Origin of the sequence: Vitreoscilla filiformis (genome assembly GCF_002222655.1) — a bacterium.
In the GTDB taxonomy this organism is placed as follows: domain Bacteria; phylum Pseudomonadota; class Gammaproteobacteria; order Burkholderiales; family Burkholderiaceae_C; genus Ideonella; species Ideonella filiformis.
The window spans coordinates 287,328-304,544 of the sequence record NZ_CP022423.1 but is presented as its reverse complement, the minus strand read 5'-3'; the positions used below and the strand labels follow the sequence as shown (position 1 = coordinate 304,544).

Here is a 17,217-nt window from a genome sequence, read left to right as displayed (position 1 = left end):
GGTCAGTGGAAAAAGTCGAACCAACCCCTGCGTGGCTGAATCAGCACGGGGCTGCTCACAGGGAGGTTGGGGGGGCGCGCTGCCGCAGGTTTGGCCCCACCAGGTGCTGGCCCAGATGCAGGTTTGACCGCAGAAGCAGCCACCGCTGCTGAGGCCGCAGCGGCGCGTGCTTGCGCGGCTTCCTCGTACATCCAGTCGTCCTCAAATCGCACCACACCCGGGGGCGGTTTGATGTCTTGCACAGGCGTATCACGCAGGGCGTGGCGCATGTAGTCGATCCAAATCGGTAGGGCCAAGCCCCCACCGGTTTCTCGATCACCGAGTTTGCGCGGGGTGTCATAGCCCACCCAGACCACCGTGGTCAAGCTGGGGTGGAAACCCGCAAACCAGGCATCCATGGCGTCATTGGTGGTGCCGGTTTTGCCATACAGGTCGGCGCGTTTGAGCTGGGCTTGCGCCTTGGCTGCCGTGCCGGTGCGGGTCACTTCCTGTAACAAGCTGCTCATGAGAAACGCGTTGCGGGCGCTCAAGGTGCGCATGGACTCGTCGGGCAGCCGAATCCGGGCTTTGTTCAGCACATTGCCGTGGGTGTCGGTGATTTTGGAAATCAGCACGGGCTGGATGAGAAAACCCTGGTTCGCAAAAACACTGTAAGCCACGGCCATTTGCATCGGGGTCACGGAGCCCGCGCCCAGAGCCATGGTCAGATAAGGCGCATGCTTTTCTTTTTCAAAACCGAATCGGGTGATCCATTCACGCTCGTTTCGGACGCCCACCGCCTGCAACAACCGAATTGACACCATGTTTTTTGATTTTGCCAAAGCGCGGCGCAAGGGCATGGGGCCATCGAACGTGCCGTCGTAATTTTTCGGTTCCCAGGGTTGGCTGCCGGTGACACTGGCATCAAAAAACAAAGGGGAATCGTCCACGATGGTGGCCGGAGAAAACCCACGCTCCAAGGCCGCCGAATAAATGAATGGTTTGAAACTCGATCCGGGTTGACGCCACGCTTGGGTGACGCGGTTGAACATGCTGTAACCCGGGTTGAATCCACCGACCAGGGCGCGGATTTCTCCAGTTTTGGCGTCCAACGAAACGAAAGCGCCTTCGACCTCAGGGCGCTGCGTCAAGAGCCAAACCGGTTTGCCGGCCTCGTCCTCTGTGCGCCACACGCGCACCACCGCACCCCGTCGGATGCGCTGTTTGGCGCTGGCCTGCGCGGACAGCCCCACCCAAGCGTGGCGCAAACCCTCCCCCGTCAGCGACAAGGTTTCGCCCGATTGCAGCAACATCGCCACCACTTTGCGCGGCGAGGCTTCCAGCACCACGGCGGCCCGGAGGTCGTCCAGATCGGGGTATTCGTTGGCGGCTTCGGTCAGCAGCGCATCCGAGGGTTCACCGCTTTCCCGCAAACTGAGCGTGCCTTCGGGGCCCCGGTAAGGCTGGCGGCGCTCGTAGTCCATCAACCCCTTGCGCAACGCCTTGTAGGCGGCGGTTTGATCGCCAGTCGCCACCGTGAGGTACACCTGAAGCCCGCGTGTGTACGCCTGGGTGCCGTACTGGGCGAACACCAACTGCCGGGCGGCTTCTGCGATGTCCTCGGCGTGCATCGGCATTTCTGCTTGCTGGCGGTACACCAGCCGCTGTTCCAGCGCTTGCTGGTGCTGCTGGGCGCTGATGAAGCCGTTTTCCCACATGCGGTCGATGATGTAACGCTGGCGGGCTTTGGCGCGCCGAGGATTGGCGAACGGGTTGTAAGCCGAAGGCGCCTTGGGCAAACCTGCCAGCATGGCAGCTTCCGCCACAGTGATGTCTTTCAGGGGTTTGCCGAAATAGGTTTCGCAGGCGGCTGCAAATCCGTAGGCCCGTTGCCCCAAAAAGATTTGGTTCATGTAAACCTCAAGGATCTGATCCTTGCTGAGATAATGCTCGATTTTGAGAGCGAGCAAAACCTCATAGAATTTTCGGGTCAGGGTTTTTTCTTTGGAGAGATAAAAATTGCGGGCCACCTGCATGGTGATGGTCGATGCCCCTTGGCTGCCAGCGGCGGCAAATTGTGCCAAACCCGCACGAATCACCCCGATGTAATCCACCCCGCCATGTTGGTAAAACCGTGCATCCTCAATGGCCAGCACGGCTTGTTTCATCACGTCGGGGATGTCTTGAATGGGGGTGTACAAACGGCGCTCGTCTCCATATTCACCGATCATCACGCCGTCTTGTGAATAGACCCGCATCGGTAGTTTGGGCTGGTAACTGGTGATGGCGTCCAATTCGGGCAAGTTCGGATAGGCCAGCACCAAAGCAATGCCCAAGGCCATCACCCCAATCACCAGGCCGACCACCACACTCACCAGCACCCCCATCATGACGCGCAGCACGATCCACCCGGGCGTGATGTCCTGGGTGGGGGTGGCCAAAACGGCAGTGGACGTGCTGGGCGAAGACGGTGCGGGATCGTTGGGAGTGAGGTGACTCATGGCGGCGCAGTGTAGGTTCCTGAGTCGAGTGCGGGGCTGTGCGTGTCCCCGGCATCTGTTCACAGTCCTTGCATCTGTTTACCAAACGGCGCGGGCGCGAGACAAAGGGCGAGCAACTTGGGGACGTGGGGACAGATTGCAAGCGGGGGGGAGGGGGCTTGCTGCTAGCATTCCGGGGTTTTTGTAACTTCGAGCGTCCGACGGCGCTGGAGCCATCTCGTGGGCCTGCTAGATCGTTTTTTTGTTCGCAAGCCACCCGCTTTGGTGGGGCTAGACATCAGCAGCAGCGGCGTCAAGCTGGTGGAGCTGGGCCGTCTGCCCACGGGTGAGCTGCTGATAGAGCGCATGGCCAGCGAGCCGTTCGAAAAAGGCTGGGTCGTTGACGGACAGGTCGAAAAGTTTGAGGAGGTCTGCGAGGCCGTCAAACGTGCCCTGGTGCGCAGCGCGACCAAGACCAAATCCGTGGCGCTGGCGATGCCCGCTTCGGCGGTGATCACCAAGCGCATTTTGCTGCCCGACGGACTGCGTGAGGATGAGCTGGAGCAGCAGGTGCAAGCCGAAGCGCACCAGTACATCCCGTTCCCATTGGACGAAGTGGCGCTGGATTTTTGTGTGATCGGCCCCAGCGTGTCTGCACCCGGCGACTTGGACGTTTTGCTGGCAGCCTCCCGCCGTGACAAGGTGCAAGATCGCCAAAGCTTGGCCGAAGCGGTTGGGCTGACTCCGGTGATTTTGGACGTCGAGTCTTATGCTGCACGGCTGGCCATGTCGCGGCTGGTGGCGGCGCTGCCGGATGAAGGCAAAGGCATGCTGGTGGCGCTGTTTGAAATTGGTGCCGAATCGACCAGCCTGAAAGTGCTGTTGGATGATGATTTGCTCTACGACCGAGACCAACCTTTCGGGGGCGGGCAATTGACGCAATTGATTTCCCAGCAGTACGGGTTATCTTTCGAAGAAGCAGAGCAGAAAAAGCTGAACAACGAGCTGCCAGAAGATTATGAAGAATCTTTGCTGGTGCCGTTTGTTGGCAGTTTGGCGCAGGAAATTGACCGTGCTTTGCAATACTTCTTCACCAGCACACCCCATCACAAGGTGGATTACGTCATGCTGGCGGGGGGGTCTGCATGCCTGCCGGGCATTGATGACAAGGTGCGAGAGATCACGGAGTTTCCTTGCCGTGTGATCAATCCCTTCGAGGGAATGGCCATCGGATCCAACATCCGTGAGACCAAACTGGCCAAGGAAGCGCCCGCGTACCTGACGGCCTGTGGCTTGGCCATGAGGAGGTTTTTCCAGTGATTCTGATCAACCTCTTGCCCCATCGCGAAGCGCGACGCGAGCAGAAAAAGAAAGATTTCACCACGGCGACGGCGGGGGCATTCTTCGTCGGGGCGGCCATTGCTGCGCTGTGGTACATGAGTGCTGTGCGGGCCGTGAGTGACCAAACGGCACGCAACGACCGCATCAAGGAAGCCAACGCGGTCCTGGCCAAAAAAATCGAAGAGGTGAAGAACCTCGAAGAAGAGATTTATGCATTGAAGCTGCGGCGTGATGCAGTTGAAAAATTGCAGACCGATCGGAACATGCCCACGCAATTGCTGAATGAGTTGGTGGAGCACACGCCGGAGGGCGTTCGGTTGTTGACACTCAAGCAAGTGGATGCCGCAGTGACGCTGACTGGAATCGCACAAACCAACGAGCGCATTTCGGTGTTTTTGAACAACTTGTCAACTAAAACGGCGTGGCTGACCAAGCCGGACTTGGTGGAAATCCAATCAAGCTTGGAAGCCAGGAACAAAGAACAGATCAAGCTGTATCGATTTTCGATCAACTTGACGCTGAAGAAACCCGAGCCGCCAGCGCCCGCTGATGGGGCGTCGTCTCCACCGGCGAATTGACCTGCTGTCATGAACATCCCCAATCTCAAAAATATCGACTGGCAGGCCCTCTCCAACGAGGTCGTGGCGCAGTTCAAAAATCTGGATCCACAAAATCCGGGATTGTGGCCGTTGCTGCCTAGGCTCGGGGTTTGGCTGGCGGCTGCTTCGGCGGCTGTGGCTCTGATATGGTATGTCTGGATTACGGCAGAGCAAGAAGCAGTCGTCACGCTTAAAAATGAAGAATTGCAACTGCGTGAAGAATTTCGGAAAAAAACGCGGGATTCAATCAATTTAGGCGAGTTGAAAAAGCAGAAACAGCAGGTTCAGGAATATGTGAGCCAACTGGAAAACCAGTTGCCTGGTAAAGCTGAAATGGCCAAACTGCTGTCCGATGTGAATCAGGCAGGGGTCTCGCAAGGGTTACAGTTTGAGCTCTTTAAACCGTCGCCAGAAGTGGTCAAAGATTACTATGCGGAGCGATCGGTCAACGTTGTGGTCACTGGGCGTTTCCATGATATCGGCGAATTTTCTGCCAGCATTGCACGGTTGCCAAGAATTGTGAGCCTCAGCCATCTGGGTTTGGTACTCGATCCGGTCAAGGACATTCTGCGGATGGAGGCCATTGTTCACACCTATCGCTACCTTGATGACACCGAAGCTGCGGAAGCCAAGAAGAAAGAAGCCGAAAAGAAAGCAGGAGGGACTCCGAAGTGATGATGGAGCACACATGTGATCGGTCTTGGTGGCGCCTCTGTACAAAAGGGGTGATGGTGGTGGCTGTTTTGGGTAGCCTGTCTGGCTGTGCGCCAGAAGAGGATGATTTGCAGGCGTGGATGGATGAGCAGACACGCAAGACATACCCTTCCGTGAAGAAAATTCCAGCTCCAGCAGAGTTTGCTCCTTTACCTTACCCGCACGCTTCGGACGTCGATCCCTTCAATGCGCAGAAAATGGCCCAAGGAGGCGCAGTCGAGGTAGAGAAAAGCGCGTTGATGGCTGTTGAGCAAGCCAGAAAAAAGGAGCCGCTGGAGAATTTTCCGCTGGACGCTTTCACCATGATTGGCAGTGTGCGCCGGCCCAATGGGGTTTATGCACTGCTGAGGGTGGAGGGCAAGGTGTATTCCGTCACCGCTGGAAGTTACATGGGTCAGAATTATGGCCGAATCATGGCCATTACGGAAAACGAGCTGGTCTTGCGTGAGGTGATCCGCAACGCACTGGGTACTCCGGTCGAGCGTACCGTCACGTTACAATTACAGGAAGCCGCCAAATGACGTTTTTTTCTCTTTTCGGACAGCGAAAGAAAGCTGCGGCCCGTTTGGTTCTGTGCGCGACGGCGATGGCTTTCTCCGCCGCCGATGTGATGGCAGACAGTGCAATTACTTCCGTGTCGACCTTGCAGCAGTCGCATGGAGAGGTGGTGCGGGTTGAATTGTCTGAACCCCTGGCAAAGTTGCCTGAGGGTTTCTCAATTCAAACGCCACCACGCATCGTGATTGATTTGCCCGGAGTGACGGTGGCCAGCCGTGCCCCGCAGGATGTCAATCAGGGCAACGTCCGCTCCATCACCCAAGTGCAGGGGCAGGGTCGGGCGCGGTTGGTGATCAACCTGAAGAATCCAACCGCCTATCGGACTGAATTACAGGGGCGGACACTGCTGGTGGTCATGGACGGCCCGGCAGTCGCCTCCAGCCGGGCTGAATCGTCGATTGCCCAAATCACCACACCGACCACCACGGACGCCCAGTCGATCAAGGACATTGACTTCAAACGCAATACCGATGGCACAGCGCGCATTGTGGTGAGTTTGTCCAACCCTGAGGTGGGCATTGATGTTCGCCAGCAAGGGCAGTTGCTGGTTGCTGAGTTTCTCAAGTCGACGCTTCCCTCCCATTTGCGCCGCAAGCTGGATGTTTCGGATTTTGGAACGCCAGTCCATTCCATGACGGCATCGCAAAACGGGGACAAAGTTCGGCTCTCGATTGATCCGCGTGGTGCATGGGAACACAGTGCCTATCAAACCGATGGTCAGTTCGTGATCGAGGTGCGTCCCACGCAAGTGGATGCCAGCCGGGTTGCACAAGATGGCAGTGCCTCCTACCAGGGGGAAAAACTGTCGTTGAATTTCCAGAACATTGAAGTCCGTTCGTTGCTTCAGGTGATTGCGGACTTCACGAATTTCAACGTCGTGACCAGTGACACGGTGGCCGGTAGTTTGACGCTGCGTCTCAAAGATGTGCCCTGGGATCACGCACTGGACATCATTTTGCAGGCCAAAGGCTTGGGCATGCGCAAGTCTGGCAATGTGATGTGGATTGCGCCGAAAGAAGAACTGGCAGCCAAGGAGCAAGTGGATCTGGAGTCGCGTAAAAAGATCGTCGATTTAGAGCAGGTTCGCACCCAGTCTTTCCAACTCAACTACACCAAGGCCGAAGACGTGGCCAAAGCCCTGATGTCCACGTCGGGGACGGGTGCGCAGGCCACGAGGATTTTGTCGTCCCGGGGTTCGGTGCTGTTTGACTCTCGAACCAATCAGATTTTCATCTCCGACATTTCCAGCAAGCTGGAAGAAGCCGCGATGATGATTGCCAAGATTGACGTTCCTGTGCGTCAGGTTTTGATTGAAGCTCGCATTGTGGAAGCGGAAGACTCCTTTGGCCGCGCTTTGGGCGTCAAACTGGGTAGCACCGATTTGCGGGGGGTGAACGGTGGCATTCCAGGGTACAGCGTCGGTGGGGGAAATTACCTGTCGCTGGGTAATAACTACAGCGCGGTGGGTTACCAGACCAAACAGGGGGGGAGTTTAGATTATGCCAACTCCCAATTTGTGTCTTTGCCGGCCAACACGGCGGGGGCCGGAAGCAGTTCTTCTGCGGCGACCATCGGGTTTTCGCTGTTCAGCCCGACGGCCAGCCGGTTTTTGAATTTGGAAATCTCCGCGTTGGAAGCCGAAGGGAAAGGCAAGATTGTGTCCAGCCCCCGGGTGGTTACTGCGGATCAAACCAAGGCGCTGATTGAGCAGGGGACGCAGATCCCCTACGCGATTGCATCTTCCAGCGGTGCGACGGCGGTTCAATTCAAGACAGCCGCTTTGAAACTGGAAGTGACACCCCAAATCACCCCCGAAGGCAGTGTGACGCTGGACTTGGACGTTAGCAAAGACAGCCAAGGGGTTTCAACGACAGCCGGGCCTGCCATCAACACCAAGCATGTGCGCACACAGGTGTTGGTTGAAAACGGTGGCACTGTGGCCATTGGCGGTATCTTCACGCAAGATGAGCGGGAAGATATTGAGAAAGTGCCGTTGTTGGGGGACATCCCGTTCCTTGGGTTTTTCTTCCGTAATACAACCAAGTACAGCAAGCGCACGGAGCTGCTGATTTTCATCACCCCCAAAATTGTCACCGACCGCACGGCCGTTCGTTGATCGAGCGAGGAGCCTTTTATGTTGAAACTTTTCCAGTGGATATTTTCTTGGATGCTCGTCATGAGCTTGGCTGCCTGTGGCGGTGGCGGTGGTAGCTCGGGGGATTCTATTTTTGACGGTGGGGGTGATGGAACCACGAGCACCGTCAAAATTTCCCTGGCGTTGAGCAGCACCACGGTATCGTCGGCTTCTCCGGTGACGGTGACGGCCAAGGTGACCAAAGGCTCATCGGCGGTCAGTGGTGCCGTGGTGAAGTTTTCCGTGGAAGATGGTTTGGGTGAGTTGAGTGCATCGTCGGCTCTGACGGACAGCAACGGTGAAGCTTCCGTGACCTTGAGCCCGGCGGACAGCACCGTGGGCGGTGCTGACATCGTCACGGCTTCCGTGACGGTGAGTGACACCACGGCCACGGCATCACAAGGCTTCCAGTTGACGGCCACCGAAGTGGCGCTGGTCAGTGTGTCCCCGACGTCGGGCAATGGCTCCAGTGCGGCCAAGCCGGTCAGCGCTTACGGGCAAACCGTGCTGACCGTGGTGCTGGACGGGGTGACCGACAGCACGCCGGCCACGGTGTCGCTGGCGTCTTCGTGTACTGCGGCGAGCAAGGGTTCGATTTCGCCGTCTTCGACCACGACCACGAGCAGCCCGATCACTTTTGTGTACACCGATGCTGGTTGCGGTTCGCTGCTGGAAAAAGACATCGTGACGGCCACCCTGTCTGGCAGTGGCAAAACCGTGCAAGGTTATGTCTATCTGGAGGCACCGGCTTCGCGTTCGCTGGCATTTGACAGTGACAGCCTCACGGAAGATCAGATTTACCTGAAGGGTTCGGGGTTGACCGAAGCATCGAGCGTGGCGTTCCTGGTGAATGACCAAGCAGGTAACCCGCTGGCTGGCAAGAAAGTCGATCTGACCTTGACGACCTACGTGGGCGGCATCACGCTGGATGGCCAGGGCAAGGGGACGACCATCACCAAAACCACGGACAGCGAGGGTCGGGTTTCTGTGATTGTGAATGCGGGCACGGTGCCAACCCCGGTGCGGGTCAAAGCGGTGCTGCACGACGATGCATCGACCTCGGCGGTTTCGAGTGTGCTGTCCATCGGCGTCGGGTTGCCGTCGCAGTTGAACTTCTCCTTGTCTCAGGAAACGATCAACCTGGAAGGGGGCCAGTTGGATGGCACGGACAACACCTACGTGATTTATGCAGCCGACCGCAGCGGTAACCCCGTGCCGGCAGGAACCGCCATCACGTTCTGGGCGGAAGGCGGACAAATCACCACCAGCCGACAAACGACGCTGGACAGCAACGGCATCGCCTCGGCGTCTGCCGCGTTTGTCACGCAGTCTCCGCGCCCGGCGGATGGCCGTGTGACGATCACGGCCTACGCCATCGGTGAAGAGTCGTTCTTCGACAGCAATGGCAACAACGTCTACGACAAGGGCGAACCGTTCCAAGACTTGGGTGATGTGGTCAAAGACACCAAACATGATGGTGTGTATGACGCCAGCTATGACGAGTTCGTCTCTCTGGACAACAGCACCAGCACGTGTGTGACCAAGTTTGTATCGGCTTACCCGCAGTTTGCAACCGGGGCTTCTGTGCGTACCATTCCGACTCGCAAGAACACCTGCGATGGCGTCTGGTCGCAGCGGACGTATGTGCGGCGTTCGGTGGAAACCGTGCTGTCCACATCGGAAGCCGGTTTGCTGTGGGGTACGGCAAGCAGTGTGTCGCAGTACTTTGATGCATCCAGCACAGCGTGTATGAAGCCGGTGTCCTTGCGTACCGGTGCCAGCGCCAGTTCGGCCCAATCGTTTTTCAAAATCTATGGTGGCGACACGTACTACACCGGCGGTAGCGCCTCGGGTGCCATGTCGTTCATCATTGCCGATGCCAACGAGGTGCGTGTGAATCCGATGCCCAAGGGCACGGCCGTGACAGTGACCAACGTTTCGGATGGCCTGACGATCGAAGTGCTGGCCGGTGGCGTTCCCAACACGGCGGAAGCTCCGAAGGGCGCGCTGTCTTACGTGTTTGACGATGGTGTCAAGTCGGGCCGGTTCACCCTGACCACCACCACGCCGGGCGGGACGGTGACCAAACAAGTCATCGTGCTGAAGCCGACCGAACCGGAGACCACCTGCCAATGACGCTTTGCCTCGTCGGTATGCCCGGTTCGGGCAAATCCACCGTCGGGCGGCAACTGGCACGCAGCCTGAACTGGCGCTTCGTCGACAGCGATGTCGAAATCGAGCGCCAGCTCGGGCACTCCATCCGCGAGCACTTCGAGCGCTTCGGCGAGGCCAGTTTTCGGGATGTGGAGCAAGCGGTGATCGTGCAGCTCATCGCCAGCACCGAATCCTTGGTGCTGGCCACCGGTGGTGGTGCTGTGCTGCGCCCCGCCAACCGGGCGGCGCTGCACAGCCCGGGGTGCCAAGTGGTCTACCTGCGCACCCAAGTCGAAGACTTGCTGCGCCGCCTGCGCCACGACACCCAGCGACCCCTGCTCCAAGGCACCGACCCCGGTGCCCGCCTGCGCGAGCTGTTCACGGTGCGCGATCCGCTGTACCGCGAGGTGGCGCACCACACGGTGGACACGGGTCGCCTGCCTGTTCACACCGTGGTCAACCTGATCCTGATGCAACTGGAGCTGGGCGGCACCGTGTGTCCGGCGGTTTGACCCACGCTTGCATCGTCTCCCCTTCATTTCTTTTTCGGAATTGCCATGACCGAGTCCGTCCACATTGACCTCGGCGATCGCAGCTATGACGTGGTGATCGGCCCGGATGTGCTGGCCACGCCGGAGGTCTGGGCCGGTTTGCCCAAGGCCGCTGTGGCCGTGATCGTCACCAACACCACCGTGGCGCCGCTTTACGCGGAGCGTCTGCACGCCCGCCTGGCCCCGTTGTACAAAACGGTGCAAGTTTTGGCCTTGCCGGATGGTGAGTCCTACAAAGATTTGGCGACGCTGGAAACCATCTTCGACCACCTGCTGACCCAAGGTTGCGACCGCAAAACCGTGCTGTTCGCGCTGGGCGGCGGCGTCATCGGGGACATGACGGGCTTCGCTGCCGCCTGCTACATGCGCGGCGTGCCCTTCGTGCAGGTGCCGACCACGTTGCTGTCGCAGGTGGATTCGTCCGTGGGGGGCAAGACGGCGGTCAACCACCCGCGTGGCAAAAACATGATCGGGGCGTTCTACCAACCCCAGCGTGTGCTGTGCGATTTGGGCACCTTGCGCACGCTGCCGCCGCGTGAAATTGCCGCCGGTTTGGCCGAGGTCATCAAATACGGCCCCATCGCTGATGCAGCGTTTTTCGAATGGCTCGAAACCCACATCGATGCTTTGGTCGCGCTCGAACCGGCGGCGCTGGCGCATGCGGTGCGCCGTTCGTGCGAGATCAAGGCGGCTGTCGTGGGCGCGGATGAGCGAGAGTCGGGCTTACGCGCCATCCTCAACTTCGGCCACACCTTCGGCCACGCCATTGAAGCGGGGCTGGGGTTTGGTGTCTGGCTGCACGGTGAGGCCGTGGGTGCCGGCATGGTGATGGCCGCCGATCTGTCCGAACGTCTGGGCTTGATGCCGGTGGGTTTCAAAGCGCGCCTGTCGGCCTTGTTGCTGCGGGCGGGCTTGCCGGTGGTGGGGCCGGCGCTCGGTGGCGTGGAAGACTACCTGCACCACATGCGTGTGGACAAAAAAGCCGAAGGCGGCGAAATTCGCTTCGTGCTGATCGAGGCCATGGGCCGTGCCACGGTGCGCAGCGCGCCCGATGCCGTGGTGGCCGACACCCTGCGCGCCTGCTGCGCTCCAGCCGCCTGAGTCGCTGCGCATGGCGCGTCAGGCCCGGGTGAGCGTGCCTCACCTGCCGCATCTGCTCAGCCAGAGCGGCCACAACGGCGCGGTGGTGTTCATCGACGATGAAGACCGCCAGCGTTACCTTCACGCCCTGCTCGAAGTCAGTCGCCCCCTCAAAGTGGCCATCCATGGCTACTGCTTGCGACCCGAGCGCATCGATTTGCTCGCCACGCCTCCCGAACCCCAGGCCCTCAGCCTGATGATGCAGGCCCTGGGGCGGCGTTACGTGGGCTATTTCAACCAGCGCCACGGGCGCAGCGGTACGCTCTGGGAAGGGCGCTTTCGTTCTTGCGTCGTCGAACCGGGTGAACCTCTGCTGCACGCCATGCGCTGGCTCGACCTGGCCGCGTGGCACACAGGGCTGGCCCCGGATTTGCTTGACCCCCCCTGGTCGAGTACAGCGCACCATCTGGGTGCGCACCGTGACGCCCTGATCACCGATCCGCCCGCATTCTGGGCGCTGGGCAACACCCCGTTCGAGCGCGAGCTGTCCTACCGCCGTCAACTCGAACAGGAACCTCCCCCCGAGGAATTCGATGCCTTGGTGCGCTGCCTGCGCAGCGGCCATGCGTTCGGCTCGGCGGCCTTCATTGAGCGCATGCAAAAAGTCACTGGCCTGTCCCTCCAGGCTCGCCGGCGCGGTCGGCCTGTGCGCACCGATGCTTGACTGTGTCCCTATTTAAATAGCCTGCAAAATTCTTCGCTTTTTAAATTGACTCTGACCCTAATTTATTTTGCTTGAACCTCGCTAGAGCCGGCGCTATCCTCGCGGAATCCCTAGTTACGATCGAGGAGTGCGCCATGTCCACGGCTGCATCGGGGTCTGCTTCCCCCCAAGAAATCGAGGCGCTGGCCCAGAACGGGCTGTACAGCGCCGCCAACGAGCACGATGCCTGCGGCGTCGGTTTTGTGGCGCACATCAAAGGCCAGAAGGCGCACAGCATCGTTGAGCAAGGCCTCAAGATTCTGGAAAACCTCGATCACCGGGGCGCCGTCGGTGCCGATGCCCTGATGGGCGACGGCGCAGGCATCCTGATCCAAATCCCGGACGAGTTCTTCCGCGCCGAAATGGCCCAGCAGGGCGTGACCCTGCCCCCGCCGGGTGAGTACGGCGTGGGCATGATCTTCCTGCCCAAGGAACACGCATCGCGCCTGGCTTGCGAACAAGAAATCGAACGCGCCATCAAGGCCGAAGGCCAAGTGCTGCTGGGCTGGCGCGAGGTGCCGGTGGACAAGGCCATGCCGATGTCCCCCACCGTGCGTGAAACCGAGCCCGTCATCAAGCAGGTGTTCATCGGGCGGGGTGCCGATGTCATCGTGCCGGACGCGCTGGAGCGCAAGCTGTACGTCATCCGCAAGACCGCTTCGGGTGCCATCCTGCGCTTGAAGCTGACCCACAGCGGTGAGTACTACGTGCCCAGCATGAGCTGCCGCACCATCATCTACAAGGGTTTGTTGCTGGCCGACCAAGTGGGCAAGTACTACCTGGACCTGCAAGATCCGCGTTGCGTTTCGGCCCTGGCCCTGGTGCATCAGCGCTTCTCCACCAACACCTTCCCGAAGTGGCCGCTGGCTCACCCGTATCGCATGGTGGCGCACAACGGGGAAATCAACACCGTCAAGGGCAACTTCAACTGGATGCGCGCCCGCGAAGGCGTGATGAAGTCCCCGGTGTTGGGCGACGACCTGCACAAGCTCTACCCGATCAGCCTCTACGGCCAGTCGGACACGGCGGTGTTCGACAACGCCCTGGAGCTGCTGACCATGAGCGGCTACCCGCTCGCTCATGCCGCGATGATGATGATTCCCGAGGCGTGGGAACAGCACGAGATGATGGACGAGCGTCGCCGTGCGTTCTATGAGTACCACGCCGCCATGATCGAGCCGTGGGATGGCCCCGCCGCCATGGTGTTCACCGACGGCAAGCAAATCGGCGCGACGCTGGATCGCAATGGTCTGCGCCCGGCCCGCTACATCGTCACGGATGATGATTTGGTAGTGATGGCATCGGAAACGGGCGTGCTGCCGATTCCTGAGAACCGCATCATCAAGAAGTGGCGCCTCCAGCCCGGCAAGATGTTCCTGATCGACTTCGAACAGGGCCGCATCATTGACGACGCCGAGCTGAAAGCCTTGTTCGCCAGCGCACGCCCCTACCGTCAGTGGATCGACAACGTGCGCGTGCGCCTGGACGATGTGCCGGTGGTCGCTGCCGGCCCGGCGGTCTTTGGCGAATCGCTGCTGGATCGCCAACAAGCCTTCGGCTTCACGCAAGAAGACATCAAATTCCTGATGGCGCCGATGGCCATCAACGGCGAAGAAGGCATCGGTTCGATGGGCAATGACAGCCCGTTGGCCGTGCTCTCGGACAAGAACAAGCCGCTGTACAGCTACTTCAAGCAGCTTTTCGCCCAGGTGACGAACCCGCCGATCGACCCGATCCGCGAAGCCATCGTCATGAGCTTGAACAGCTTCATCGGCCCCAAGCCCAACCTGCTGGACATCAACGCGGTGAATCCGCCGATGCGCCTCGAAGTGGGCCAGCCGATCCTGGACTTCAAGGGCATGGCCCGCCTGCGCAACATCGAAGCGCACACCAACGGCAAGTTCAAGTGCCACGAGCTGAACATCACCTACCCGTTCGCGTGGGGCAAGGAAGGCGTCGAAGCCAAGCTGGCCTCGCTGTGTGCTGAGGCCGTGGACGCCATCCAAGGCGGCCACAACATCCTCATCATCACCGACCGTTCGATGGATCGCGCCAACGTCGCCATCCCGGCGCTGCTGGCGTTGTCGGCCATTCACCACCATCTGGTGCGGGAAGGGCTGCGTACCTCGGCGGGCTTGGTGGTGGAAACCGGCTCGGCGCGTGAAGTGCATCACTTCGCTGTGCTGGCGGGCTACGGTGCCGAAGCGGTGCATCCGTACCTGGCCATGGAAACCCTGGCTTCCATGCACGCCGAACTGCCGGCCGACCTCTCGACCGACAAGGCCATTTACAACTATGTGAAGGCCATCGGCAAGGGTCTGTCGAAGATCATGTCGAAGATGGGCGTGTCCACCTACATGTCCTACTGCGGTGCGCAGTTGTTTGAAGCCATTGGTCTGAACAAGGCCACGGTGGACAAGTACTTCCGGGGCACTGCCACGCAAGTCGAAGGCATCGGCGTGTTCGATGTGGCCGAAGAAGGTCTGCGCAACCACGTTGCCGCTTTCGGCAACGACCCGGTGCTGGCCCACATGCTGGACGCCGGCGGCGAGTACGCCTGGCGCACCCGTGGCGAAGAACACATGTGGACGCCGGACGCCATCGCCAAGCTGCAACACAGCACGCGCTCGGGCAAGTTTGACACCTACAAGGAATACGCCCAGATCATCAACGACCAGAACAAGCGCCACATGACGCTGCGCGGCTTGTTCGAGTTCAAGATCGATCCGAGCAAGGCGATTTCGCTCGACGAAGTCGAACCCGCAGCCGAAATCGTCAAGCGGTTTGCCACTGGCGCCATGTCGCTGGGTTCGATCTCGACCGAAGCCCACAGCACGCTGGCCCTGGCGATGAACCGCATCGGCGGCAAGTCCAACACGGGTGAAGGCGGCGAAGACCAAGCGCGTTATCGCAACGAGCTGAAGGGCATCAAGATCACCGATGGCACCAAGGTGTCGGACGTGATCGGCGCCAAGCAGATCGAAACCGATTACGCGATGAAGGACGGCGACAGCCTGCGCTCGAAGATCAAGCAAGTGGCTTCCGGCCGCTTTGGCGTGACGACTGAGTATTTGGTGTCGGCCGATCAAATCCAGATCAAGATGGCCCAAGGTGCCAAGCCGGGTGAAGGCGGCCAGTTGCCGGGTGGCAAGGTGTCCGAATACATCGGTCGCCTGCGCCACTCGGTGCCGGGCGTGGGCCTGATCTCGCCCCCGCCGCACCATGACATCTACTCGATCGAGGACCTGGCCCAGCTCATCCACGATCTGAAGAACGTCAACCCGAAGGCGGACATCTCGGTCAAACTCGTGTCCGAAGTGGGCGTGGGCACCGTGGCAGCGGGTGTGGCCAAGTGCAAGGCCGACCACATCGTGATCGCCGGTTTTGACGGTGGCACGGGCGCTTCGCCCTGGTCGTCCATCAAGCACTGCGGCACGCCGTGGGAACTCGGCCTGGCCGAAACCCAGCAAACCCTGGTGCTGAACCGCCTGCGTGGCCGCGTGCGCGTTCAAGCCGATGGTCAGATGAAGACCGGCCGCGACGTGGTGATCGCCGCGCTGCTGGGCGCCGACGAAGTGGGCTTTGCCACCGCGCCGCTGGTGGTCGAAGGCTGCATCATGATGCGCAAGTGCCACCTGAACACCTGCCCGGTGGGCGTGGCCACGCAAGATCCGGTGCTGCGCAAGAAGTTCTCGGGTAAGCCGGAGCACGTCGTCAACTACTTCTTCTTCGTGGCCGAGGAAGCGCGTCAAATCATGGCGCAACTGGGCATCAAGAAGTTCGACGAGCTGATTGGCCGCGCCGACCTGCTGGACACCAAGAAGGCCATCAGCCACTGGAAAGCCAAGGGCCTGGACTTCAGCCGCGTGCTGCACGCGCCGGTGGTGGCCGCTGGCGTGCCGCGCCTGCACAGCGATGTGCAAGACCACGGCCTGGGCAAGGCGCTGGACGTGACCCTGATCGAGAAGGCCAAGGCCGCGATCGAAAAGGGCGAGAAGGTGCAGTTCATGCAGGACGTGTGCAACGTCAACCGCTCGGTGGGCGCGATGCTCTCCGGCGAGGTGATCAAGCACCATCCGGACGGTTTGCCCGATCAAACCATCTTCGCGCAGATGGAAGGCACGGGCGGTCAGAGCTTCGGCGCCTTCCTGGCCAACGGCATCACCTTCTACCTCATCGGTGAAGCCAACGACTACACCGGCAAGGGCCTGTCGGGTGGCCGCATCGTGGTGCGTCCGTCGATCGAGTTCCGGGGCGATGCCTCGAAGAACATCATCGTCGGCAACACCGGCATGTTCGGTGCGACCAGCGGTGAAGCCTTCTTCCGTGGCGTGGCCGGCGAGCGTTTCGCGGTGCGTCTGTCGGGCGCCACCGCCGTGGTGGAAGGCACCGGCGATCACGGTTGCGAATACATGACCGGCGGCACCGTGGTGGTGTTGGGTCAGACGGGTCGTAACTTCGCGGCGGGCATGTCCGGCGGCGTGGCCTACGTTTATGACGAAGACGGCCTGTTCGCCAAGCGTTGCAACACCGCGCAAGTCTCGCTGGACAAAATCCTGCCGGCGGCGGAGCAAGAACAAGCGGTCAGCCCGGCCATCTGGCACAAGGGTCAAACCGACGAAGCCCTGCTCAAGAAGCTGGTCGAAGACCACCACAAGTGGACCGGCTCCCTGCGTGCGCGCGAAATCCTCGACAACTGGTCGGCCTCGCTGCCCAAGTTCGTCAAGGTCTTCCCGAACGAGTACAAGCGCGCCCTGGGCGAGCTGTACGCCAAGGCGCAAGCCGAACAAGCGGTGGACAAGGCCAAGGCGGACGCCGCCGTGGCTGCCAAGTAATCACTCCCGGGCGAAAAGCATCAAGGAAC

Annotated in this window: 11 protein-coding genes; 10 read left to right on the top strand and 1 reads right to left on the bottom strand. The window is 60.2% G+C overall.

The annotated features are described in order from the left end of the window. Positions 1-2 precede the first annotated feature (2 nt). The gene (locus VITFI_RS01460; RefSeq protein ID WP_198301565.1) at positions 3-2,480 is read right to left on the bottom strand and encodes a penicillin-binding protein 1A; all 2,478 of its coding nucleotides are present in this window, start codon (positions 2,478-2,480) and stop codon (positions 3-5) included. Between the two features lie 219 nt (positions 2,481-2,699). On the opposite strand from VITFI_RS01460, the gene VITFI_RS01455 reads away from it, so the two are divergent. From VITFI_RS01455 to VITFI_RS01410, 10 genes are all read left to right on the top strand, one after another. Continuing rightward, on the top strand, positions 2,700-3,779 hold the full coding sequence (locus tag VITFI_RS01455) for a pilus assembly protein PilM (protein ID WP_089415489.1): 1,080 nt from the start codon (positions 2,700-2,702) through the stop codon (positions 3,777-3,779). After that, a complete protein-coding gene (locus VITFI_RS01450; protein ID WP_089415488.1) occupies positions 3,776-4,378 on the top strand; it encodes a PilN domain-containing protein in 603 nt (200 codons plus the stop codon). Before VITFI_RS01455 ends, VITFI_RS01450 begins: the two co-directional genes overlap by 4 nt. A gap of 9 nt (positions 4,379-4,387) precedes the next feature. Next, positions 4,388-5,074 carry a type IV pilus inner membrane component PilO gene (locus VITFI_RS01445; protein ID WP_089415487.1) on the top strand — a complete coding sequence of 229 codons (687 nt, stop codon included), beginning with the start codon at positions 4,388-4,390 and terminating at the stop codon, positions 5,072-5,074. A gap of 53 nt (positions 5,075-5,127) precedes the next feature. Then, positions 5,128-5,634: a pilus assembly protein PilP gene (locus VITFI_RS01440; RefSeq protein ID WP_157725510.1), complete on the top strand. Its 507-nt coding sequence runs from the start codon at positions 5,128-5,130 to the stop codon at positions 5,632-5,634. Continuing rightward, complete coding sequence (gene pilQ, locus VITFI_RS01435) at positions 5,631-7,787, top strand: type IV pilus secretin PilQ (protein ID WP_089415485.1); 2,157 nt, start codon at positions 5,631-5,633, stop codon at positions 7,785-7,787. Before VITFI_RS01440 ends, pilQ begins: the two co-directional genes overlap by 4 nt. A gap of 60 nt (positions 7,788-7,847) precedes the next feature. Further along, positions 7,848-9,941 (top strand): Ig-like domain-containing protein, encoded by a 2,094-nt coding sequence (locus tag VITFI_RS01430; RefSeq protein WP_089415484.1) that lies wholly within the window; start codon positions 7,848-7,850, stop codon positions 9,939-9,941. Beyond that, the gene (locus tag VITFI_RS01425; RefSeq protein ID WP_089415483.1) at positions 9,938-10,471 is read left to right on the top strand and encodes a shikimate kinase; all 534 of its coding nucleotides are present in this window, start codon (positions 9,938-9,940) and stop codon (positions 10,469-10,471) included. Before VITFI_RS01430 ends, VITFI_RS01425 begins: the two co-directional genes overlap by 4 nt. 45 nt (positions 10,472-10,516) lie before the next feature. After that, entirely contained in the window at positions 10,517-11,611 is a 1,095-nt protein-coding gene (gene aroB, locus VITFI_RS01420) for a 3-dehydroquinate synthase (protein ID WP_089415482.1), read from the top strand. Then, a complete protein-coding gene (locus VITFI_RS01415) occupies positions 11,562-12,314 on the top strand; it encodes a transposase (RefSeq protein ID WP_232476648.1) in 753 nt (250 codons plus the stop codon). Before aroB ends, VITFI_RS01415 begins: the two co-directional genes overlap by 50 nt. Positions 12,315-12,448: 134 nt before the next feature. Further along, positions 12,449-17,188 carry a glutamate synthase-related protein gene (locus VITFI_RS01410; RefSeq protein WP_089415480.1) on the top strand — a complete coding sequence of 1,580 codons (4,740 nt, stop codon included), beginning with the start codon at positions 12,449-12,451 and terminating at the stop codon, positions 17,186-17,188. Positions 17,189-17,217 lie beyond the last annotated feature (29 nt).